The organism is Kribbella hippodromi, from assembly GCF_039531045.1.
Taxonomy (GTDB): Bacteria; Actinomycetota; Actinomycetes; order Propionibacteriales; family Kribbellaceae; genus Kribbella; species Kribbella hippodromi.
On sequence record NZ_BAAAPH010000005.1, the window covers coordinates 147,457 to 170,118 of the forward strand.

Genomic DNA, 22,662 nt, shown 5'->3' on the forward strand with positions numbered 1-22,662 from the left:
GGGCGCCTCGCCGCGTTGTCGTCGGCGCACGATGAAACCCGCATCGAGCACCTCCTCCGCCTTGCGATGCACCCGCCTGGACACCGGAGCTACGCACCAACAGCCGAGGGGGGTCACCACATGAGCTTCTTCGACCGGAAGACCACGTTCGACACCGTTCGGCTGGGGATCTTCGTGGTGGTGACGACGATCGCGACCGCGTTGCTGGCGGTGACGATCGGGAACATCACCTTCAACACGACCACCAAGTACCGGGCCGTGTTCACCGACGCGGTCGGGCTGAACCAGGGTGACGACATCCGGATCGCCGGCGTGAAGGTCGGGCAGGTCGACAAGATCGCGCTGTACCAGGACAAGTACGCGATGGTGACGTTCAGCGTCGACTCCGATCAGGTGCTGGACGCCTCGACGCACGCGACGCTGCGGTACCGGAACCTGGTCGGCAACCGGTACGTCGCGCTCACCGACGGGGTCGGCGGCGGGCCGCGGCTGCAGAAGAACGGTCTGATCCCGAAGGAGCGTACGTCGCCCGCGCTCGATCTGTCGGTGCTGTTCAACGGGTTCAAACCGTTGTTCACCGCGCTCACCCCGGCGGACGTGAACCAGTTCGCGTTCGAGGTGATCAAGGTGCTGCAGGGCGAAGGCGGCACGATCGAGTCGCTGCTGGCCAAGACCGCGTCGCTGACCACCACGCTGGCCGACGCCGACCAGGTGATCGGCGACCTGATCACCAACCTGACCGGGACCCTGCAGATCGTGTCGCAGCGGCAGCAGAACTTCTCCCAGTTGCTGGTGAACCTGCAGCAGTTCATCACCGGCCTGAGCCAGGACGTCACCCCGATCCTGAACTCGCTCGGCTCGATCAACTCGCTGAACACCAAAACCGCCGGCCTGCTGCAGCAGACCCGGGTGCCGATCAAGGCCGACCTGGACAAGCTGCGGATCACCGCGTCCACGCTGGACGACACCCAGGCGATCTGGGTGAAGACGCTGAACACGTTGCCCGGGAAGCTGAACACGATGACCCGGACCGCCTCGTACGGCTCCTGGTTCAACTTCTACCTGTGCAACTTCGACGGCAACGTCACGCTGCCGACCGGCACCCGCATCCCGGTCGCGTACGACCTGAACTCGGCGAGGTGCAAGAAGTGAAACCTTTCCGCGAGCAGAACCAGGTGACGATCGGTGTGATCGGGCTGACCGTGATCGGGCTGATCATGCTGGCCGCGTTCAAGGCGCAGGACCTGCCGCTGATCGGTGGCGGCACCAAGTACTCGGCGCAGTTCTCCGAGGCGGGCGGGCTGAAGCCGAACGACGAGATCCGGGTGGCCGGTGTCCGGGTCGGCAAGGTGCGCAGCGTCGAGCTGGAGGGTACTCACGTCCGGGTCGACTTCGTGGTCGATCAGGGCGTGAAGCTCGGTGACCAGACCGGCGCGGAGATGAAGATCAAGACGCTGCTCGGGCAGAAGTACCTGAAGCTGGACCCGGCCGGTTCGGGGCAGCTCAAACCCGGCGCGGAGATCCCGCTGGCGCGGACGACGTCGGCGTACGACGTGGTGGACGCCTTCACCGACCTGGCCAACACCACCGACCGGATCAACACCGCGCAGCTGGCGAAGGCCCTGGACACGTTGTCGGCGACCTTCAAGAACACGCCGGACGAGGTACGCGCTTCGCTGACCGGACTGTCCCGCCTGTCGCAGAACGTGGCCAAACGCGACGAACAGCTCAAACTGCTGCTGCAGAACTCGAACGTCGTCACCAAGATCCTTGCCGACCGCAACCAGCAGCTGATCAAGCTGATGAAGGACGGCAACACCGTGTTCCAGGCGGTGCAGGCGCGGCGCGCACTGATCCACCAGCTGCTGGTGTCGACGCAGGCGCTGTCCGCGCAGATCACCGCGCTGGTCCGGGAGAACCGCAAGGACCTCGCGCCGACCCTGCAGAAGGTGAACGCGGTCCTCGCCGTGCTGCTGAAGAACCAGAACGACCTGGACGCCAGCATCAAGGGCCTGGCGCCGTTCGTCCGGGTCTTCACCAACACGCTCGGCACCGGCCCGTGGTTCGACACGTACCTGCAGAACCTGGCGCCCGTACCCGAGATTCCGCTGCCGAGGCTGTTGCCGCCCGGACTGCCGCCGATCCTCGGGGGTGGTGGCTGATGAAGGTGAACGCGCTGTCCCGGCTGATCGCGATCGCGGTGGTCGTGGTGATCGTCGCGGTCGGACTCGTCACGCTGTGGCCGAAACCGGAGCGGGTGACCGCGACGGCGTACTTCCCGCGCGCGGTGTCGGTGTACCCGGGGTCGGACGTCCGGATCCTCGGCATCAAGGTCGGCGAGGTGGAGAGCATCACGCCGGCCGGTCGTACCGTCCGGGTGAAGTTCTGGTGGGACGCCAAGCACAAGGTGCCGGCCGACGCGAAGGCCGTGATCGCCTCACCGTCGATCGTCGCCGACCGGTACGTGCAGCTCACGCCCGCGTACTCGAAGGGTGCCGCGATGGCGGACGGCGCGCAGATCCCGATCGAGCGCACCGCCGTACCGCTGGAGCTGGACCAGATCTACCAGAGCCTGAACGACCTGTCGGTGGCGCTCGGTCCGAAGGGCGCGAACGACCAGGGCGCACTGGCCCGGTTGCTGGACGTCTCGGCGAAGAACCTGAACGGCCAGGGCGCCAAGCTGAACCAGACGATCACCGACGTGTCCAAGCTGACCAGCACGTTGTCGGGGAACTCGTCCGCGCTGTTCAACACGATCCGGCAGCTGCAGACGTTCGTGTCCGCGCTGGCCGCGAACGATCAGCTGGTCCGGCAGTTCAACACCAACTTCTCGGCCGTCTCGACCACCTTGGCGGGTGAGCGCAAGGACCTGGCGTCGGCGCTGTCCTTGCTGGCGACTGCCCTCGGTGAGGTCGCGACGTTCGTCAAGGACAACCGCACGCTGGTGAAGACGACCGTCACCAGCGCGGCCGCGCTGTCGCAGATCCTGGTCAAGGAGAAGGCCGCGCTGGCCGAGATCCTCGACACCGCTCCGCTCGGTCTCGGCAACCTGGCGCGGATCTACAACCCGCAGTTCGGCACGCTGGACCAACGGCTCAACCTGGGCCAGCTGGACGACCCGGCGACCTTCGTCTGTTCCCTGCTGCTGCAGGCGAACCAGGGCATGTCGTCCTGTTCCGCGCTGAAGCCGGTCCTGGACGCCCTGGCCAAGCTGCCGCTGCTGACCTCGCTGACCGGAGCCGCACCGGCCAGCGGTGGCCCGGCCGGTACGCCCTGGGCGCCGGCGCCGAAGGCCCCGCTGAACAGCCCCGACCCGGTCGACCCGACGCTCGGGGGGCTGGTCAAATGAGACGGCGGATCTCTCTCCTCGCGGGCGTGGTCGCGCTGGCGACGCTGCTCACCGGCTGCGATTTCAGCGTGTACTCGCTGCCGCTGCCGGGTGGCGCGAAGATCAAGGGGCCGGCGTACACGGTCACTGTCGAGTTCAGCGACGTCCTGGACCTGGTGCCGAAGTCGTCGGTGAAGGTCGACGACGTCACCGTCGGTACGGTCGAGAAGGTCTGGCTGGACGGGTACGTCGCCAAGGTGCGGATCAAGCTGCCGAAGAGCCTCGATCTGCCGGACAACACCCACGCGACCATCCGGCAGACCAGCTTGCTCGGCGAGAAGTTCGTCTCGCTGTCCCGGCCGACCGGGTCGGAGCGGCCGCGTGGTCACCTGGAGAACGGCGAAGTCATCCCGCTGTCCAGGACGACCAGCAACGTCGAGGTGGAGGAAGTACTGTCCGCCCTGTCGCTGCTGCTGAACGGTGGTGGCGTCGCCCAGCTCCAGATCATCACCCAAGAGCTGAACAAGGCCCTGACCGGCAACGAACCGGCCATCCGGGACGTACTGACGCAGCTGAACGTCTTCGTCGGCACGCTGGATCAGAACAAGCAGCGGATCGTCACCGCGATCACGGCCGTCGACCAGTTGGCGAAGAAGCTGAACGCGCAGAAGGCCACGCTGGCCACCGCGATCGACTCGTTGCCGAAGTCGATCGCCGTACTGGACAAGCAGCGGGCCGCGCTGGTCAAGACACTGCAGGCGCTGGCGACCCTGGGCAACACCGCGACCCGGGTGATCACCTCGGCGCAGAAGGACCTGGTCGCGAACCTGCAGTCGCTGTACCCGATCCTGACCAACCTGGCGAAGGCCGGTGCGGATCTGCCGAAGTCGCTCGAGCTGCTGTTCACGTACCCGTTCCCGGACAACGCGGCGAAGGCGGCGAAGGGCGACTTCACCAACCTCGGGATCACCCTCGACGTGAACACCCAGAAGGCGCTCAAGGGCCTGATCAACCTCGACCTGCCGACCCTCGGCCCGACCGCGCTGCCGACCGGGCGGATCAGCCTGCCGCTGCACCTGCCGACGAGCCGGGGCACGGGCGGTGTGCTGCCGTCGCTGCCGGTTCCCACCGGTACCGCGACGACCTGCATCACCCTGCTCGGGCTGCCGGTCTGTACACCGAAGCTGAACCGGTCCGGGTTCGATCCGGACCTGGCGCGCGCACTGATGCCGGGAGCGGTCTCATGATCACCAGAGCGGTCCGGATCCAGCTGATGGTGTTCCTGCTGATCACCGTCGTCGGCGTGGCCTTCGTCGGCGCCCGGTACGCGCAGGTGGACCAGCTGGTCGTGGACAAGAACTACACCGTCAGCGCCAGCTTCGCCGAGTCCGGTGGCATCTTCTCCGGCGCCGAGGTGACGTACCGCGGGCAGCCGGTCGGGCGGGTCGGCGAGCTGAAGCTGCTGCCCGATGGGGTCGACGTGGACCTGGAGATCGAGAAGAAGTTCAAGATCCCGAACGACCTGATGGCGGTGGTCGCGAACCGGTCCGCCATCGGCGAGCAGTACGTCGACCTGCAACCGCGCCGCGACGGGTCGCCGTACCTGCAGAACAACTCGAAGATCGCCCGCCAGGACACCGCGATCCCGATCGACACCACCGAACTGCTGCTGAACCTGGACCAGCTGGTGAACTCGGTCGACAAGAACAGCCTGCGGACCACCGTCCGCGAGCTCGGCGCGGCGCTCAAGGGCAAGGGCGGCGATCTGCAGAAGATCATCGACAGCTCCGGCAAGCTGATCGACAACGCGGACGCGAACGTCCTGCAGACGATCAAGCTGATCAACGACGGCGACACCGTGCTCGCCACCCAGGTGGCCAGCGGCGACGCGATCAAGACCTGGGCGAAGAACCTCGCGCTGCTGTCCGACACCCTGGTCAGCTCGGACGCGAACCTGCGCAAGGTGATCGACCAGGGCTCGGCCGCGTCGACCCAGCTGACCGGCCTGATCCAGGACAACAGTGCGGACATCGCGGTGCTGCTCGGTAACCTGCTGACGGTGAGCGAACTGACAGCGGTCCGGCTGGACGCCGTCGAGCAGTTGCTGGTGGTGTACCCGGCGGTCTCGATGGGCGGGTACGTCGTACCGGCCAAGGACCCGGGCACCGGGCATTACGACGCGCACTTCGGGCTGGTCCTGGGGCTGACCCCGCCGGCCTGCCGGCCCGGATACGGCGGCACCGACAAGCGCGTACCGCAGGATGTCAGCAACACCCCGGCCAACACCAAGGCCGGGTGTACGGCGAACCCGTCGACCGGGATCAATGTCCGCGGCTCGCAGAACAAGCCCGCGCCCTCCGCGCGCAACCTGAACCGGATCGGCTACGGGATCGGCTATGACCCGGCCACCGGCGCGGCCGGCGGGACCGGTGGGATGCCGGAGATGGTGCTCGGCTCGACCGGCGGTCAGGAAGAGCTGCTCGGCAGCGACTCCTGGAAGGCCCTGATCCTCGGACCGGTGACCAGCAAGTGACTCTCAAGTCCCGACTGAACGGACGGCTGCTGCTGGCCTGGGCACTCAGCGTGCTGCTCGTGGTCGCGCTGGCCGGCCTGACCCTCTCGGTGGTCGCGCTGAGCAAGCAGCGGGCCGCGGACTCGGCGCGCGACGGCGCGATGAAGGCGGCGCGGCAGCTCGCGCTGGACTTCACCACGTACGACTACCAGACCTGGGACGCGGACTCGAAGCGCGTCCTGGACGACTCCACCGGGCAGTTCAAGCAGGAGTTCCAGTCCGGGATCGACGCGGTGAAGACCGACGTGGTGACCAACAAGGCCACTTCGAAGGGGGACGTGAAGGAGGCCGGAGTGGTCTCGAACGACAAGGACTCCGCGCAGGTCCTGGTGATCGTGAACGCGGTGGTGACGAACACGGCCTCGGCCCAGGGCGTCGAGCGGCGGTACCGGATCAAACTGGACCTGGTCCGCGAGAAGAACCAGTGGCTGACCGCCGACCTCCAGGTGGTGGGCTGATGCCCGGCCGCACCCCGAACCGGCCCCGGATCGCCGGCCAGCGGCGTACGCCGGCCGCACCGCCCGCGGAAACCGAGGTCGAGGCGGATGTGACGCCAGCCACACCGGAGGCTGCCGAGGCTGAAGTGAAGGTCCCTCAGCAACCGCCGGCAGCTACAGAAGGTAAGCAATCCGAGCCCACCGAGCCCGCCAAGCCCGCCGAGCCCGCCGGGGCCACCGAGCCCGCCGAGGCCGCCGTGCCCAGGGAAGGTAAGCAGGGCCTCGGGAACCTGCTCACCGTCGCGCTCGCGATCGTGGTGGTGCTGACGCTGGGCGTCGCGGTCCTGCTCGGGATCAAGGCCTGGCACGGCAACCAGGCCGAGGACGCCCGGAGCCAGGCCGCCGCGGCCGGCCGGAAGGCGGCCGAGACCGCGCTCAGCTACGACTACCGTGACCTGGACAAGAGCTTCGCCGCCGCCCGGGCGACGATGACCCCGGACTTCGCCGCCAAGTTCGACGAGACCGCCAAGGTGGCCGGTGAGCTGGCCACCAAGACCAAGGCGACGGTGAAGGCCGATGTCCGCGAGGTCGGGGTCCGCGACGGCGACGCCGACCGGGTCACGCTGATCATCTTCGTCAACCAGACCACCACCAGCACGATCACGCAGGGTAAGCCCCGGGTGGACCTGAACCGGACCCGGTTCACGATGGTCCGAAACGGCGGCCGATGGCTGGTCCAGGAGATCGCCGGACTGTAACCTCTAGGTGACTCCGCACCAAGAGGACGCCGGCTGGGCTCGTGGGTGATCTGCCCACTGGAGACTCCGGGTCGGTCCTTGACGGAGAGGGTGGTCCGACGGCAAACTGTTGGACCCCATTGGACAGGTTTGCCTGGATCGGGTAACCTATTGCTTTGCGCTGCCTTTCTCTCGCCCTCGCTCGGGTCTCCGACTTGACTGGGGCGGCTTGGCGTGCGCTCCCAGCACCGAAGTGATTTTTTGCGAGCCCGTGGAAGGACGCCCCTTGGTCGCCTCGCGCAACCCCCAGTCCGACAGCATTTCCAACGTCTCCGGCCCCCGCCGCATCTCCTTCGCGAAGATCTCCGAGCCTCTCCAGGTTCCGGATCTCCTTGCCCTGCAGGTGGACAGTTTCGACTGGCTGGTCGGAAACGAAACGTGGCAGGCCCGGGTGGCCGCCGCTGAAGCCGAGGGGCGGTCGGACCTGTCCGGCCCCAGCGGCCTGGAAGAGATTTTCGAGGAGATCTCCCCGATCGAGGACTTCAGCGGCACCATGTCGCTGTCGTTCCGCGACCACCGCTTCGAGCCGCCGAAGAACACGGTCGACGAGTGCAAGGAGCGAGACGTCACGTACTCGGCTCCGCTGTTCGTCACGGCCGAGTTCATGAACAACGAGACTGGCGAGATCAAGAGCCAGACCGTGTTCATGGGCGACTTCCCGCTGATGACCCGCAAGGGCACGTTCGTGATCAACGGCACCGAGCGGGTCGTCGTGTCCCAGCTGGTCCGTTCGCCCGGTGTGTACTTCGAGCGCACTCCGGACAAGACGTCCGACAAGGACATCTTCACCGCCAAGATCATCCCGTCCCGCGGTGCGTGGCTGGAGTTCGAGGTGGACAAGCGCGACATGGTCGGCGTCCGCCTGGACCGCAAGCGCAAGCAGAACGTCACCGTGCTGCTGAAGGCGCTGGGCTGGACCGACGCGCAGATCCTGGAGGAGTTCGGCGACTACGAGTCGATCCGGCTGACCCTGGAGAAGGACCACACCTCCGGGCAGGACGACGCGCTGCTGGACATCTACCGCAAGCTGCGGCCGGGTGAACCGCCGACCCGCGAGGCCGCGCAGGCGCTGCTGGAGAACTACTACTTCAACGGCAAGCGCTACGACCTGGCCAAGGTCGGCCGCTACAAGATCAACAAGAAGCTCGGCCGGGACGAGGCGCACGACCAGGCGGTGCTGACCGTCGACGACATCGTCGCCACGATCAAGTACCTGGTCGCGCTGCACGAGGGCAAGACCGAGCTGCCGGCTCCGCGCGGCGAGATCGTGGTCGAAGAGGACGACATCGACCACTTCGGCAACCGCCGGCTGCGCACCGTCGGCGAGCTGATCCAGAACCAGCTCCGCACCGGCCTGGCCCGGATGGAGCGGGTGGTCCGGGAGCGGATGACGACCCAGGACGTCGAGGCGATCACGCCGCAGACCCTGATCAACATCCGGCCGGTGGTGGCGGCGCTGAAGGAGTTCTTCGGCACCTCCCAGCTGTCCCAGTTCATGGACCAGACCAACCCGGTCGCGGGCCTGACCCACAAGCGCCGGCTGAACGCGCTCGGCCCGGGTGGTCTGAGCCGCGAGCGGGCCGGCTTCGAGGTCCGGGACGTGCACCCGTCGCACTACGGCCGGATGTGCCCGATCGAGACGCCGGAAGGCCCGAACATCGGCCTGATCGGTTCGCTCGCGTCGTACGGCCGGGTGAACGCGTTCGGTTTCGTCGAGACTCCGTACCGCAAGGTCGTCGACGGCCAGGTCACCGACCAGGTGGACTACCTGACCGCCGACGAGGAGGACCGGTTCGTCATCGCGCAGGCGAACGCCGCGCTGACCGGCGACAACCGGTTCGCCGAGGAGCGGGTGCTGGTCCGCCGGCGCCACGGCGAGGTCGAGCTGGTCCCGGTCGACGACGTCGACTACATGGACGTCTCGCCGCGGCAGATGGTGTCGGTCGCGACCGCGCTGATCCCGTTCCTCGAGCACGACGACGCGAACCGCGCGCTGATGGGTTCGAACATGCAGCGCCAGGCGGTGCCGCTGATCACCTCGGACGCCCCGCTGGTCGGTACCGGCATGGAGTTCCGCGGCGCGGTCGACGCCGGCGACGTGGTGGTGTCCGACAAGGCGGGTGTGGTCAAGGAGGTCTCGGCCGACCTGATCGAGATCGCCGCCGACGACGGCACGTACCAGACCTACCGGATGGCGAAGTTCCGCCGCTCGAACCAGGGCACCTGCATCAACCAGCGCCCGCTGGTCGACGCCGGGCAGCGGGTCGAGATCGGGACGCCGCTGGCCGACGGTCCGTGCACCGACGAGGGCGAGATGGCCCTCGGCCGGAACATGCTGGTCGCGTTCATGACGTGGGAGGGCTACAACTACGAGGACGCGATCATCCTCAGCCAGCGCGTCGTGCAGCAGGACCTGCTGACCTCGATCCACATCGAGGAGCACGAGGTCGACGCCCGCGACACCAAGCTGGGCCCGGAGGAGATCACCCGGGACATCCCGAACGTCTCCGACGAGATGCTGTCCGACCTGGACGAGCGCGGCATCATCCGGATCGGCGCCGAGGTCACCACCGGTGACATCCTGGTCGGCAAGGTCACCCCGAAGGGCGAGACCGAGCTGACCCCGGAGGAGCGGCTGCTGCGCGCGATCTTCGGTGAGAAGGCGCGCGAGGTGCGCGACACCTCGCTGAAGGTGCCGCACGGCGAGGAGGGCACCGTGATCGGTGTCCGCGTCTTCGACCGCGACAACGGCGACGAGCTGCCGCCGGGCGTCAACCAGCTGGTCCGGGTGTACGTGGCCCAGAAGCGGAAGATCTCGGTCGGCGACAAGCTGGCCGGCCGGCACGGCAACAAGGGCGTCATCTCGAAGATCCTGCCGGTCGAGGACATGCCGTTCCTCGAGGACGGCACCCACGTCGACGTGATCCTGAACCCGCTGGGCGTGCCCGGCCGGATGAACGTCGGCCAGGTGCTGGAGACCCACCTCGGCTGGATCGCCTCCCGCGGCTGGGAGGTCGACCCGGAGAACGAAGAGGACTGGGCGCAGCGGCTGATCAAGATCGGCGCCGGTTCGGCCGAGCCGATGACGAACGTCGCCACCCCGGTGTTCGACGGCGCGACCGAGGACGAGGTCACCGGTCTGCTCAGCTCCACGCTGCCGAACCGGGACGGCGTCCGGATGGTCAACGGCCAGGGCAAGGCCAAGCTGTTCGACGGCCGTTCGGGTGAGCCGTTCCCGGACCCGATCGGGGTCGGCTACATGTACATCCTGAAGCTGCACCACCTGGTCGACGACAAGATCCACGCGCGTTCGACCGGCCCGTACTCGATGATCACGCAGCAGCCGCTGGGTGGTAAGGCGCAGTTCGGTGGTCAGCGGTTCGGCGAGATGGAGGTGTGGGCCCTGGAGGCCTACGGTGCCGCCTTCGCGCTGCAGGAACTGCTGACGATCAAGTCCGACGACGTCGTCGGGCGGGTCAAGGTGTACGAGGCGATCGTCAAGGGCGAGAACATCCCGGAGCCGGGTATCCCGGAGTCGTTCAAGGTTCTGGTCAAGGAAATGCAGTCCCTCTGCCTCAATGTCGAGGTGCTCTCGTCCGACGGAAGCCGGGTCGAGATGCGCGACAGCGAGGAGGACGTCTTCCGGGCGGCGGAGGAACTGGGAATCGACCTGTCCCGGCGCGAGCCGAACAGCGTCGAGGAGGTCTGAGCGGGTTGCCGTTCGACATCAACAACCAACTCACTCAGACCACTCTTAGCAACGGGAGATAACACATCGTGCTCGACGTGAACTTCTTCGACGAGCTTCGGATCGGCCTGGCCACCGCGGACGAGATCCGCCAGTGGTCCCACGGCGAGGTCAAGAAGCCGGAGACGATCAACTACCGGACGCTCAAGCCCGAGCGTGACGGTCTGTTCTGCGAGAAGATCTTCGGTCCCACCCGGGACTGGGAGTGCTACTGCGGCAAGTACAAGCGGGTCCGCTTCAAGGGCATCATCTGCGAGCGGTGTGGCGTCGAGGTCACCCGGTCGAAGGTACGCCGGGAGCGGATGGGCCACATCGAGCTGGCCGCGCCGGTCACCCACATCTGGTACTTCAAGGGTGTCCCGTCGCGGCTCGGCTACCTGCTCGACCTCGCCCCGAAGGACCTGGAGAAGGTCATCTACTTCGCGGCGTACATGATCACCGACGTCGACGAGGAGTCGCGGCACCGCGACCTGTCCTCGCTCGAGGGCCGGGTGGACGTGGAGCGCAAGCAGCTCGAGAACCGTCGTGACAACGACATCGAGACGCGGATGAAGAAGCTCGAGGAGGACCTGGCGCAGCTCGAGGCCGAGGGCGCCAAGGCCGACGTCCGCCGCAAGGTGAAGGAAGGCGCCGAGCGTGAGGTCAAGCAGCTGCGCGACCGCGCGCAGCGCGAGATCGACCGCCTCGACGAGGTCTGGAGCAGGTTCAAGAACCTGAAGGTCCAGGACCTCGAGGGCGACGAGATCCTCTACCGCGCGATGAACGAGCGGTTCGGCAAGTACTTCAAGGGTGCGATGGGCGCGGCCGCGATCCAGCGCCGGCTGGAGACCTTCGACCTGAAGGCCGAGGCCGCCAACCTGCGCGAGACGATCAAGACCGGCAAGGGGCAGCGCAAGACCCGCGCCCTGAAGCGGCTCAAGGTCGTGACCGCGTTCCTGGCCACCAACAACAGCCCGATGGGCATGGTGCTGGACTGCGTCCCGGTGATCCCGCCGGACCTGCGCCCGATGGTTCAGCTCGACGGTGGCCGGTTCGCCACCTCGGACCTGAACGACCTGTACCGCCGGGTGATCAACCGGAACAACCGGCTCAAGCGGCTGCTCGACCTGGGCGCCCCGGAGATCATCGTCAACAACGAGAAGCGGATGCTGCAGGAGGCCGTCGACGCGCTGTTCGACAACGGCCGCCGTGGCCGTCCGGTCACCGGCCCAGGCAACCGGCCGCTGAAGTCGCTGTCCGACATGCTCAAGGGCAAGCAGGGCCGCTTCCGGCAGAACCTGCTCGGCAAGCGCGTCGACTACTCCGGCCGTTCGGTCATCGTGGTCGGCCCGCAGCTGAAGCTGCACCAGTGCGGTCTGCCGAAGGCGATGGCGCTGGAGCTGTTCAAGCCGTTCGTGATGAAGCGGCTGGTCGACCTCAACCACGCGCAGAACATCAAGTCCGCCAAGCGGATGGTCGAGCGCCAGCGCGCCCAGGTCTGGGACGTACTGGAAGAGGTCATCACCGAGCACCCGGTGCTGCTGAACCGGGCACCAACCCTGCACCGGCTCGGTATCCAGGCCTTCGAGCCGCAGCTGATCGAGGGCAAGGCGATCCAGATCCACCCGCTCGTCTGCTCCGCGTTCAACGCGGACTTCGACGGCGACCAGATGGCGGTGCACCTGCCGCTGTCGGCCGAGGCGCAGGCCGAGGCCCGGATCCTGATGCTGTCGACGAACAACATCCTGAAGCCCGCTGACGGCCGTCCGGTCACGATGCCGACCCAGGACATGATCATCGGCATCTACTTCCTGACCATGCTGAAGGAAGGCGCCAACGGCGAGGGCCGGGCGTTCAGCTCGGTGGCGGAGGCGCTGATGGCCTTCGACCGCAAGGAGCTGTCGCTGCAGGCCAAGATCACCATCCGGCTGAGTGGCTCCGGCGCTCCGGCGAACGCGATCGAGCTGGCCGACGGCGGTTTCGCGCTGGAGACCACGCTGGGCCGGGCGCTGTTCAACGAGGCGCTGCCGGCGGACTACACGTTCGTCGACACCGAGGTGGGCAAGAAGCAGCTCGGTGGGATCGTCAACGACCTGGCCGAGCGGTACACCAAGGTCGAGGTCGCGCACGCGCTGGACGCGCTGAAGGACCTGGGCTACTACTGGTCCACCCGGTCCGGTGTCACGGTGTCGATCGACGACTTCAGCACGCCGCCGAGCAAGCCCGAGATCATGGCCCGGTACGAGTCCCAGGCCGAGAAGGTCCAGAAGCAGTTCGAGCGGGGCCTGATCACCTCGTCCGAGCGGCGGCAGGAGCTGATCGAGATCTGGACCGGCGCCAACGCCGAGGTCGGCAAGGCGATGGAGGAGAACTTCGCCAAGGACAACCCGATCTGGATGATGGTGCACTCCGGTGCCCGCGGCAACATGATGCAGATCCGGCAGATCTCCGGTATGCGTGGCCTGGTGGCGAACCCGAAGGGCGAGATCATCGCCCGGCCGATCAAGTCCAACTTCCGTGAGGGCCTGTCGGTGGTCGAGTACTTCATCGCCACCCACGGTGCCCGGAAGGGCCTGGCCGACACCGCGCTGCGGACCGCCGACTCCGGGTACCTGACCCGTCGTCTGGTGGACGTCTCGCAGGACGTGATCATCCGCGAGGAGGACTGCGGCACCGAGCGTGGCCTGCCGAAGCAGATCGGCGAGAAGGACCCGTCCGGCAAGGTCGTCCACGCCGAGAACGTGGAGACCAGCGCGTACGCGCGGACGCTGGCGACCGACGCCGTCGACGCCGACGGCAACGTGGTGCTGGCCGGCGGCGCCGACCTGGGCGACGTGTCGATCGCGCAGCTGGTCGCGGCCGGGATCGAAGAGGTCAAGGTCCGGTCGGTGCTCACCTGTGACGCCAAGACCGGTACCTGCGCGAAGTGCTACGGCCGTTCGCTGGCGACCGGCAAGCCGGTCGACATCGGCGAGGCGGTCGGCATCATCGCGGCCCAGTCCATCGGTGAGCCGGGTACGCAGCTGACGATGCGTACCTTCCACACCGGTGGTGTCGCGGGTGATGACATCACCCACGGTCTGCCGCGTGTGGTCGAGCTCTTCGAGGCCCGCCAGCCCAAGGGCAAGGCGCCGATCTCGGAGGCGGCCGGCCGGATCTCGATCGAGGACACCGACAAGACCCGGAAGCTGGTGCTGACGCCGGACGACGGGTCCGAGGAGGTCGCCTACCCGGTCTCCAAGCGGGGCCGCCTGCTGATCGAGGAAGGTCAGCACGTCGAGGTCGGTCAGCAGCTGACGCAGGGTACGCCGGACCCGCAGGAGGTACTGCGGATCCTGGGTGTCCGGAAGGCGCAGGAGCACCTGGTGGACGAGGTCCAGGAGGTGTACCGGTCGCAGGGTGTGGCCATCCACGACAAGCACATCGAGATCATCGTCCGGCAGATGCTGCGCCGGGTCACGGTGATCGAGTCCGGCGAGGCGAACCTGCTGCCGGGTGAGCTCGCGGACCGGATCATGTTCGAGGCGGAGAACCGCCGCGTCGTGGCCGAGGGCGGGACGCCGGCTTCCGGCCGTCCGGTGCTGATGGGTATCACCAAGGCGTCGCTGGCGACCGAGTCGTGGCTGTCGGCCGCCTCCTTCCAGGAGACGACCCGCGTCCTCACCGAGGCCGCGATCCACGGCAAGTCCGACTCGCTGGTCGGTCTGAAGGAGAACGTCATCATCGGCAAGCTGATCCCGGCCGGTACGGGCATGGACCGGTACCGCAACATCCGGGTGGAGCCCACCGAGGAGGCGAAGGCCGCGATGTACTCGATGGTCGGCTACGAGTCGTACGACTACGACTTCGGTCCGTCGTCCGGCCAGTCGGTCCCGCTCGACGACTTCGACCTCGGTTCGTACCAGAACTGAGCCCGAGTCACCCGCCAAGGGCGGCACTTCCACCCCGGAAGTGCCGCCCTTGCGGCTTTTACCAGCCGCCACACCCCACGCGCCCCTCGCCTGCCCACCCCTCCCCCTCCCCGCGCCGACCCCCCGCCCACCCCGCCCGCAGTGCACTGCCCCAAACCGGTTTGGGGCAGGCAACTGTCCAACTTGGGAAACAAACATCCCCGGACTGGGCTAGACGGCGATGCTGGCGGCAGTACAACCGGGAGAGCAAGCACGAGCGGTACCTGACCAGCCGCTGCGGTGGAGCGCGCTAGCTACCTGTGCGGCGGCAACACAGGGCTCGGTCACCAGTTGGTAGCCGAGCCGCAGAGTCAGCTTGCCGCTGATCGCTGAGATGTTGTCGCGATGCATGTCGCGCCATCGTGACGCGGAGTCCGAATGTCCGGCCTGGCCGTCGATCTCGACCAAGAGCCCATACCGCACGTATTCGACATCGCGATAGCTGACGTGTACGCCAGATCCGTCCTTTGAAGCAGCACGGACTTGACGCCGACCCGGTGGCAGGGCGTGGGCTCGTTCGACATCGCGCAGGTAGATCCGTTCCAGGAACGACTGCACCCCGTCCGCCGCGTCCAGCACAATCCGCCGAAGCACTTGGCGAGCGGGCAGCCTGGTGAGCAGGTCGAGTTCGGCGAGCAGACGCTCGGGAGTGGTGGCGCGTTGCCGGCAGACATCGAGTAGCAGGGCAGCTTGCCGGGACGTGCTCGGGTCGGCGCTCGCACGCACGAGGGCCGCGACTTCCAGCCGTACGATCGGTGGTGTCCGGGCGCCGTGCAATTGTGTCTCGTAACCGCGATGCCGGGTAACGAGAATTCCAGGCCGCTGGATGGCCCGGTGTGAATGCGGTAGCGCGAGGTGGATGCGATCATCGCCCGCAGCGCCATCGACGCCGTACCACTGCAAAGCCGTCGCGCCGGTGAGAGCGGCATCCGGGCCGTACACGAGCCAGGCCGCCCAGACCCTGGTCGCCCATGGCAGTGGTCCGGTGAATTCGGCGTACACACCGCGATGGATCTGCTGGATCTGCCGCACTCGCGACCGGCGGGCAAGCACCTTGTCCGTGATCCCGTGCGCGATCGCCTGAGATCTGCTGAAGGCGCCCTGTTGCCGCGCGCACAGCTCCCCGAACGACCGGCTCGGCCCCTCGGCTGCCTCAATCGGTGGACCAGCGGCTGAGGCCCACGCAACGTTCCGCATCGCAACTCCTCTCGATGGGCCGCCCGCCGACCCACTACGAGGGAACATGCACCCGCCGGCCCCTCCTCCCAGCCACGAATTCACACCCTGTGCACATCCCCGCCCGCTCTCGCCCACCTGCACCCCCACCCAACTGCTCCAACCGCATCTCCCCAAACCGGTTTGGGGAGATGCGCACCCTGGGATGGGGGGACGGGCTTCCCCGGTTCGAGGCGAGGTCTTCCCCAAACCGATTTGGGGAGGATCTGTCGTTGCGGGGAAGGGGCCGGGGGTGGGGGTGTATGAGGGAAAGGGTCGGAGTGTGAGGTGAGGTGAGGGGGGTCCGGTCTCGTGGTGCAGGTGCGGTCTGGACGAGACACTCGGGGTGGCGGCTGAAAGTGGGGGCGGGATGCGCCAAGATTGGTGCATGACGGATCTGCCGGCCTACTTGCGGCCTTTCGTCTTGGGGGTTCTGGAAGGTTCCGATGTAAGGGTCGATCGCTTGGGGGAGCTCGACCTGTATCGCCCGCCCGGTACCGCCCGAGGCGGCGCGATTCTTTTCGTGCACGGGGGACCAGGCCCGGACGGACTCGAGGTGCTGCCTCGGGACTGGCCGGTCTACAAGGGTTATGCGACCGCTGCCGCCAGGCTTGGCGTGGTGACAGCGGTGGTCGACCACAGCCTGATTCGCGGTCTGGACCGGCTGGTCACGGCCGCGGACGAGGTGGAGGCCGCGGTCGGCGTGCTGCGTTCCGATCCACGGGTCGACCCCGATCGGGTCGGGTTGTGGTTCTTCTCGGGCGCGGGCCTGCTGGCCGGGGAGTGGCTGGACAGCCGCCCCGACTGGTTGCGGTTCGTCGCCCTGACCTACCCCCGGCTCGCCACCCCGCCCGGTGTCGACGAGTTGGTTAATGCCGCTGAAGTAGTCGGCAAACACAAGGACCTGCCGGTCTTGCTGACCAGAGCCGGACTCGAGTCTGAGGAGCTCGACGGTCCGGTCGCGGAGTTCGTTTCCGCGGGAGGCGCCGCGCTGGACATCATCGACGTACCGAAAGGGCACCACGGGTTCGACATGCTCGACCACACCGAAGAATCACGCGCCGCCGTCACCAAGGCTCTGGATTGGGCGATCGCCCACCTCGGCGAGGAGCCCGGTGACGAAGGCAAGCTCCTCGTCCCACCACCCCCGGCCAAGAAGCCGGCCGCAGCCCGGAAGACGGCCACGACGGCCGCGACGACCACGACGACCACCACCCGGCGTACGCCCGCGGCAGTGAAGACCGCGGTCACGGTCAAGCCGGCGGCTCCTGCTGAACCCGCTACTCAGCAGGCCCCCGCGACAGCTCCCGTGGCAGCTCCCACAGCCGTTCCTGCGGCCGCTCCGGAGCCGGTCACCCCAACCGTCGTCCCGGCGCCCGCACAGCCCACACTGGCCGATCTGGGCCTGGCCACGGCGGCTGCCGTCAGCACCGAGACCCCGGCGGCGCGGATCGTCGCCCGGGAGCACGCGGCGTACGCGGCGCACGACCTGGAAGCGTTCCTCGCGACGTACTCGCCGACGGCCCGGATTCAGCGCGCCGACGGGTCCGAACTGAAGGGCCGCCGGTTCCTGCGCGAGTACCACCGGCCGCGCTTCGAGGCCGGCCGCTGCAAGACCGAGATCGTCGAGCGGCTGATGCTGGGGGAGTGGGTGGTCGAGCACGTGATCAGCCACGACGACGGCGAAGCGGTGCCGCAGCTGGCGCTGTACCGGGTCGTCGACGGCCAGATCACCGACGTCGAGTTCCGCGCCTGACGGGGTGTCGGGCGGTACCTGTCGAGGGCCTCTGGAAGCGCTTGCCGAGCGCTCCGCCGGAGGCCCTGTACACTGAGATCGCGGGAAGGTCTCGGTCCCGGTCGATCAGTCATTTTGACCGTGCTTGAGGCAGCCGCTAGTCTTAACGATCGTGCCCGGGGTCTTTCCTGGGCCGTCATGCGTGCCCCTCGTCCACGGGTCGGGCCGCGTGGCACGGGACTCCTGCCGACAGTCTGGAAGATTACGGCTTCGGTCTGCTCGTGCGCACGCGACACACCCGACCGCGGGGGTCAGGTAACAGCAGCAAACCCAGCCGGACGACAGAAAGAGCTACGCGGTGCCCACCATTCAGCAGCTGGTCCGCAAGGGCCGCCAGGACAAGGTGTCGAAGAACAAGACGCCGGCCCTGAAGGGTTCTCCTCAGCGTCGTGGTGTGTGCACGCGCGTCTACACGACCACGCCGAAGAAGCCGAACTCGGCCCTTCGGAAGGTTGCACGTGTCCGCCTGACCAGTGGCATCGAGGTCACCGCGTACATCCCCGGTGTCGGCCACAACCTGCAGGAGCACTCGATCGTGCTCGTTCGCGGTGGCCGGGTGAAGGACCTCCCGGGTGTCCGGTACAAGATCATCCGCGGTTCGCTCGACACCCAGGGTGTGAAGAACCGGAAGCAGGCTCGCAGCCTCTACGGCGCGAAGAAGGAGAAGAGCTAATGCCGCGCAAGGGCCCGGCCCCGAAGCGCCCGGTCATCATCGACCCGGTCTACAGTTCGCCGCTCGTCACCCAGTTGATCTCGAAGATCCTGGTCGACGGCAAGAAGCAGATCGCGCAGAGCATCGTCTACAGCGCGCTCGAGGGCACCCGTACCAAGACCGGCACCGACCCGGTGATCACGCTGAAGCGTGCGCTGGACAACGTGAAGCCGAGCATCGAGGTGAAGAGCCGCCGCGTCGGTGGTGCCACCTACCAGGTGCCGATCGAGGTCAAGCCGGGCCGGTCGACCACGCTGGCGCTGCGCTGGCTGACGTCGTACTCGCGGGCCCGTCGCGAGAAGACCATGTCCGAGCGCCTGATGAACGAGATCCTGGACGCGTCCAACGGTCTCGGTGCGTCGGTGAAGCGCCGCGAGGACACGCACAAGATGGCCGAAGCCAACAAGGCTTTCGCCCACTACCGCTGGTGATCCCGGGTCCGATCCGGACCCAGCGTTCACCCCTTTGACGCAGTACAGAATCGAGAGGCAGACCACCGAGGTGGCCGTACAAATCACCACCGACCTGGCCAAGGTCCGCAACATCGGGATCATGGCCCACATCGACGCCGGTAAGACGACGACGACCGAGCGGATCCTCTTCTACACCGGTATCACTTACAAGATCGGTGAGGTCCACGACGGCGCCGCCACGATGGACTGGATGGAGCAGGAGCAGGAGCGCGGCATCACGATCACGTCCGCCGCGACGACCTGCACCTGGAAAGACCACACCATCAACATCATCGACACCCCCGGACACGTCGACTTCACCGTCGAGGTGGAGCGCTCGCTGCGCGTGCTGGACGGCGCGGTCGCGGTGTTCGACGGCGTGGCCGGCGTGGAGCCGCAGTCCGAGACCGTGTGGCGTCAGGCCGACCGGTACGGCGTGCCCCGGATCTGCTTCGTGAACAAGCTGGACCGGACCGGTGCCGAGTTCATGCGCTGTGTCGACATGATCGTCGACCGGCTGGCCGCGGTGCCGCTGGTGCTGCAGCTGCCGATCGGCTCCGAGGCCGACTTCATCGGTGTCGTCGACCTGATCGGGATGCGCGCGCTGACCTGGCGCGGCGAGACCACGATGGGTGAGGACTACACCGTCGAGGAGATCCCGGCGTCGCACACCGAGATCGCCGCCGAGTGGCGCGACAAGCTGATCGAGACGCTGGCCGAGGCCGACGACGAGATCATGGAGCAGTACCTCGAGGGCGAGCAGCCGACCCAGGAGCAGCTGGTCGCCGGTATCCGGCGCGCCACCCTGGCCAGCAAGCTGACCCCGGTACTGACCGGCACGGCGTTCAAGAACAAGGGTGTCCAGCCGCTGCTGGACGCGATCAACGCCTACCTGCCGAGCCCGATCGACGTCCCGGCCATCGAGGGCCACGACGTCAAGGACCCGGAGCAGGTCGTGCTGCGCAAGCCGGCCGACGACGAGCCGTTCTCGGCGCTGGCGTTCAAGATCGCGGCCGACCCGCACCTGGGCAAGCTGACCTTCATCCGGGTGTACTCGGGCAAGCTCGAGACCGGCACCCAGGTGCTGAACCCGACCAAGGGCCGCAAGGAGCGGATCGGCAAGATCTACCGGATGCACGCGAACAAGCGTGAGGAGATCGCCTCGATCGGCGCCGGTCACATCGTCGCGGTGATGGGCCTGAAGGACACCACCACCGGTGAGACCCTGTGCGACCCGGTCAAGCAGGTCGTACTGGAGTCGATGCAGTTCCCGGCCCCGGTGATCTCGGTCGCGATCGAGCCGAAGTCGAAGGCCGACCAGGAGAAGCTGGGTGTCGCGATCCAGCGGCTGGCCGAGGAGGACCCGACCTTCCAGGTCCGGACCGACGAGGACACCGGCCAGACCATCATCGCCGGTATGGGCGAGCTGCACCTCGAGGTGCTGGTCGACCGGATGAAGCGTGAGTTCCGGGTCGAGGCGAACGTCGGCAAGCCGCAGGTCGCGTACCGCGAGACGATCAAGAAGAAGGTCGAGAAGGTCGACTACACGCACAAGAAGCAGACCGGTGGTTCGGGTCAGTTCGCGCGTGTGATCATCAACATCGAGCCGACTTCGGTCGAGGCCGGTGGCGAGGGTGGCTACGAGTTCGTCAACGCCGTCACCGGTGGCCGCATCCCCCGGGAGTACATCCCGTCGGTGGACGAGGGCGCCCAGGAGGCGATGGAGTTCGGCGTCCTGGCCGGCTACCCGATGGTGGACGTCAAGGTCACGCTGACCGACGGCGCGTACCACGACGTCGACTCCTCCGAGCTCGCCTTCAAGATCGCCGGTTCGATGGCCTTCAAGGACGCCGCCCGCCGGGCGACTCCGGTCATCCTCGAGCCGATGTTCGCGGTCGAGGTCACCACCCCCGAGGACTACATGGGTGAAGTGATCGGCGACCTCAACTCACGCCGTGGCCAGATCCAGTCGATGGACGAAGGCCCCGGTGGCAGCCGGGTTGTGAAGGCCCTGGTGCCGCTGTCGGAGATGTTCGGGTATGTCGGTGACCTGCGTTCCAAGACGCAGGGCCGCGCGTCCTACTCGATGCAGTTCGATTCCTACGCCGAGGTTCCGAAGAACGTGGCGGAAGAGATCATCAAGAAGGCCCGGGGCGAGTAACCCACTCGTTTCTGGCCACCACACCCAAAGCGCGTCGGCGTACGGCGTAGTCAACATTTATCCAGGAGGGCCCCAGTGGCGAAGGCGAAGTTCGAGCGGACCAAGCCGCACGTCAACATCGGTACCATCGGTCACATCGACCACGGTAAGACCACGCTTACCGCGGCGATCACCAAGGTGCTGCACGACAAGTACCCGGACCTGAACGAGGCATCGGCCTTCGATCAGATCGACAAGGCGCCGGAAGAGCGCCAGCGCGGTATCACCATCTCGATCGCGCACGTCGAGTACCAGACCGAGGCCCGGCACTACGCCCACGTCGACTGCCCGGGTCACGCGGACTACATCAAGAACATGATCACCGGTGCGGCCCAGATGGACGGCGCGATCCTGGTCGTCGCCGCCACCGACGGCCCGATGCCGCAGACGCGTGAGCACGTGCTGCTCGCCCGTCAGGTCGGCGTGCCGGCGATGGTCGTCGCCCTGAACAAGTGCGACATGGTCGACGACGAGGAGATCCTGGAGCTCGTCGAGCTCGAGGTCCGGGAGCTGCTCTCGGAGCAGGAGTTCGACGGCGACAACGCGCCGATCGTCCGCGTCGCGGCGCACCCGGCCCTGACCGGCGACGCCAAGTGGGGCGAGTCGATCCTCGAGCTGATGAACGCGGTCGACGAGTACATCCCGCAGCCGGAGCGCGAGATCGACAAGCCGTTCCTGATGCCGGTGGAGGACGTCTTCACCATCACGGGTCGCGGTACGGTCATCACCGGCCGGATCGAGCGCGGTGTCATCAAGGTCAACGAGACCGTGGACATCGTCGGCATCCGTCCGGAGAAGCAGACCACCACGGTCACCGGTATCGAGATGTTCCGGAAGCTGCTGGACGAGGGTCAGGCCGGTGAGAACGTCGGTCTGCTGCTGCGTGGTACGAAGCGCGAGGACGTCGAGCGCGGCATGGTCGTGATCAAGCCGGGTACGACCACCCCGCACACGAACTTCGAGGCGTCGGTCTACATCCTGTCCAAGGAGGAGGGCGGCCGTCACACGCCGTTCTTCCAGAACTACCGCCCGCAGTTCTACTTCCGTACCACCGATGTCACCGGTGTCGTCACGCTGCCCGAGGGCACCGAGATGGTCATGCCGGGCGACAACACCGACATGGCGGTCGAGCTGATCCAGCCGATCGCGATGGAGGACGGTCTGAAGTTCGCGATCCGTGAAGGTGGCCGCACCGTCGGCGCCGGCCGGGTCACCAAGATCATCAAGTGATCTGACGAGGTCCGCGAGGGCTCAGCACAGCGAGCCCCCGCGGACCTCTGCTTTGCGCCCCGGTCCGGCGCTCAGGTGGTGCCGGACCGGGTCGTAAGGCCCCGATTGGCGTTTCGGCGTCAATCTCTGGCACACTATTCAGGTTGCTCAGGCGAGGCCGCCGGGGTGCGCCCCAGATCTTCTTGATCTGGCTGGTGCGCCGGACCGGAGACCTTGCCGAGGTTCCGGTCCGAGACCGGGCCCCGAT

The 22,662-nt window shown here is 67.1% G+C and carries 15 protein-coding genes; 14 read left to right on the forward strand and 1 reads right to left on the reverse strand.

The features are described 5' to 3' along the window. Positions 1–120 precede the first annotated feature (120 nt). From ABD260_RS09500 to ABD260_RS09540, 9 genes are all read left to right on the forward strand, one after another. Complete coding sequence (locus ABD260_RS09500) at positions 121–1,152, forward strand: MCE family protein (protein ID WP_344233028.1); 1,032 nt, start codon at positions 121–123, stop codon at positions 1,150–1,152. Continuing rightward, positions 1,149–2,162 (forward strand): MCE family protein, encoded by a 1,014-nt coding sequence (locus ABD260_RS09505; protein WP_344233029.1) that lies wholly within the window; start codon positions 1,149–1,151, stop codon positions 2,160–2,162. Before ABD260_RS09500 ends, ABD260_RS09505 begins: the two co-directional genes overlap by 4 nt. Next, positions 2,162–3,349 (forward strand): MCE family protein, encoded by a 1,188-nt coding sequence (locus ABD260_RS09510; RefSeq protein WP_344233030.1) that lies wholly within the window; start codon positions 2,162–2,164, stop codon positions 3,347–3,349. Before ABD260_RS09505 ends, ABD260_RS09510 begins: the two co-directional genes overlap by 1 nt. Continuing rightward, positions 3,346–4,575, forward strand: a complete 1,230-nt coding sequence (locus ABD260_RS09515; protein WP_344233031.1) for an MCE family protein — start codon at positions 3,346–3,348, stop codon at positions 4,573–4,575. The genes ABD260_RS09510 and ABD260_RS09515 overlap by 4 nt, the downstream gene beginning before the upstream one ends. Next, a complete protein-coding gene (locus ABD260_RS09520) occupies positions 4,572–5,861 on the forward strand; it encodes an MCE family protein (RefSeq protein ID WP_344233032.1) in 1,290 nt (429 codons plus the stop codon). Before ABD260_RS09515 ends, ABD260_RS09520 begins: the two co-directional genes overlap by 4 nt. Then, positions 5,858–6,358 (forward strand): hypothetical protein, encoded by a 501-nt coding sequence (locus ABD260_RS09525; RefSeq protein ID WP_344233033.1) that lies wholly within the window; start codon positions 5,858–5,860, stop codon positions 6,356–6,358. Before ABD260_RS09520 ends, ABD260_RS09525 begins: the two co-directional genes overlap by 4 nt. Next, positions 6,358–7,095, forward strand: a complete 738-nt coding sequence (locus ABD260_RS09530) for a hypothetical protein (RefSeq protein WP_344233034.1) — start codon at positions 6,358–6,360, stop codon at positions 7,093–7,095. Before ABD260_RS09525 ends, ABD260_RS09530 begins: the two co-directional genes overlap by 1 nt. Positions 7,096–7,360: 265 nt before the next feature. Then, the gene (rpoB, locus tag ABD260_RS09535) at positions 7,361–10,843 is read left to right on the forward strand and encodes a DNA-directed RNA polymerase subunit beta (RefSeq protein WP_344233035.1); all 3,483 of its coding nucleotides are present in this window, start codon (positions 7,361–7,363) and stop codon (positions 10,841–10,843) included. Between the two features lie 68 nt (positions 10,844–10,911). Then, positions 10,912–14,772, forward strand: coding sequence for a DNA-directed RNA polymerase subunit beta' (locus ABD260_RS09540; RefSeq protein WP_344233036.1), 3,861 nt, complete (start codon positions 10,912–10,914; stop codon positions 14,770–14,772). Positions 14,773–14,982: 210 nt separating this feature from the next. On the opposite strand, the gene ABD260_RS09545 is transcribed toward ABD260_RS09540, so the two are convergent. Next, positions 14,983–16,008 carry a type IV toxin-antitoxin system AbiEi family antitoxin domain-containing protein gene (locus ABD260_RS09545; RefSeq protein WP_344233037.1) on the reverse strand — a complete coding sequence of 342 codons (1,026 nt, stop codon included), beginning with the start codon at positions 16,006–16,008 and terminating at the stop codon, positions 14,983–14,985. 406 nt (positions 16,009–16,414) lie between these two features. On the opposite strand from ABD260_RS09545, the gene ABD260_RS09550 reads away from it, so the two are divergent. The 5 genes from ABD260_RS09550 (at position 16,415) to tuf (ending at position 22,415) form a co-directional block, all read left to right on the forward strand. Beyond that, the gene (locus ABD260_RS09550; RefSeq protein ID WP_344233038.1) at positions 16,415–17,782 is read left to right on the forward strand and encodes a nuclear transport factor 2 family protein; all 1,368 of its coding nucleotides are present in this window, start codon (positions 16,415–16,417) and stop codon (positions 17,780–17,782) included. A 337-nt stretch (positions 17,783–18,119) separates the two neighbouring features. Continuing rightward, the gene (gene rpsL, locus ABD260_RS09555; RefSeq protein ID WP_141854829.1) at positions 18,120–18,494 is read left to right on the forward strand and encodes a 30S ribosomal protein S12; all 375 of its coding nucleotides are present in this window, start codon (positions 18,120–18,122) and stop codon (positions 18,492–18,494) included. Continuing rightward, positions 18,494–18,964 carry a 30S ribosomal protein S7 gene (gene rpsG, locus ABD260_RS09560; protein ID WP_184840555.1) on the forward strand — a complete coding sequence of 157 codons (471 nt, stop codon included), beginning with the start codon at positions 18,494–18,496 and terminating at the stop codon, positions 18,962–18,964. Before rpsL ends, rpsG begins: the two co-directional genes overlap by 1 nt. Before the next feature lie 70 nt (positions 18,965–19,034). Next, positions 19,035–21,146: an elongation factor G gene (fusA, locus tag ABD260_RS09565; protein WP_344233229.1), complete on the forward strand. Its 2,112-nt coding sequence runs from the start codon at positions 19,035–19,037 to the stop codon at positions 21,144–21,146. Between the two features lie 75 nt (positions 21,147–21,221). After that, positions 21,222–22,415: an elongation factor Tu gene (gene tuf, locus ABD260_RS09570; protein WP_344233039.1), complete on the forward strand. Its 1,194-nt coding sequence runs from the start codon at positions 21,222–21,224 to the stop codon at positions 22,413–22,415. Positions 22,416–22,662: the final 247 nt, after the last annotated feature.

Coding starts and splice junctions, on each gene's coding strand:
- ABD260_RS09510 (WP_344233030.1), top strand. CDS start 2,162: ATGAAGGTGAACGCGCTGTCCCGGCTGATCGCGATCGCGGTGGTCGTG.
- ABD260_RS09515 (WP_344233031.1), top strand. CDS start 3,346: ATGAGACGGCGGATCTCTCTCCTCGCGGGCGTGGTCGCGCTGGCGACG.
- ABD260_RS09530 (WP_344233034.1), top strand. CDS start 6,358: ATGCCCGGCCGCACCCCGAACCGGCCCCGGATCGCCGGCCAGCGGCGT.
- ABD260_RS09545 (WP_344233037.1), bottom strand. CDS start 16,008: ATGCGGAACGTTGCGTGGGCCTCAGCCGCTGGTCCACCGATTGAGGCA.
- rpsG (WP_184840555.1), top strand. CDS start 18,494: ATGCCGCGCAAGGGCCCGGCCCCGAAGCGCCCGGTCATCATCGACCCG.
- ABD260_RS09500 (WP_344233028.1), top strand. CDS start 121: ATGAGCTTCTTCGACCGGAAGACCACGTTCGACACCGTTCGGCTGGGG.
- ABD260_RS09520 (WP_344233032.1), top strand. CDS start 4,572: ATGATCACCAGAGCGGTCCGGATCCAGCTGATGGTGTTCCTGCTGATC.
- ABD260_RS09550 (WP_344233038.1), top strand. CDS start 16,415: ATGACGGATCTGCCGGCCTACTTGCGGCCTTTCGTCTTGGGGGTTCTG.